The following is a 248-nucleotide window of genomic DNA, read 5'->3' as shown; positions in this document are numbered from 1 at the left end:
GCGCGCCGGCGGCGGTCGTCCGGGCCAGGGAGGCCCACCCGGAGACGTGCAGCCGTCCGTCGGCCATCGGGAGCAGCACCCCGAGCGGGGCCAGGAGCAGCAGGCCCTCGCCGATCAGCCGGGCCGCCGCGGCGCCGCCGAGCGCGAGATCGGCCCGCAGGCCGTGCAGCGGGATCGTGTTCGGCGGGGTCACCCAGGCGACGTCCCGTGGGCGCAGGCTGACCCAGGCGACGAGCAGCAGATGCGCG

The 248-nt window shown here is 78.6% G+C and carries 1 pseudogene; it reads right to left on the bottom strand.

Features of this window, described 5'->3' with window-relative positions:
* A pseudogene (locus CCN56_RS39485) lies at nucleotides 1-248 on the bottom strand (VanZ family protein); the annotation flags it as partial.

This window comes from Streptomyces sp. NRRL B-24572 (assembly GCF_002156145.1).
Lineage (GTDB): Bacteria > Actinomycetota > Actinomycetes > Streptomycetales > Streptomycetaceae > Streptomyces > Streptomyces vietnamensis.
The sequence above is the reverse complement of the archived record's forward strand: the minus strand, read 5'-3'. Positions and strand labels throughout refer to the sequence as shown.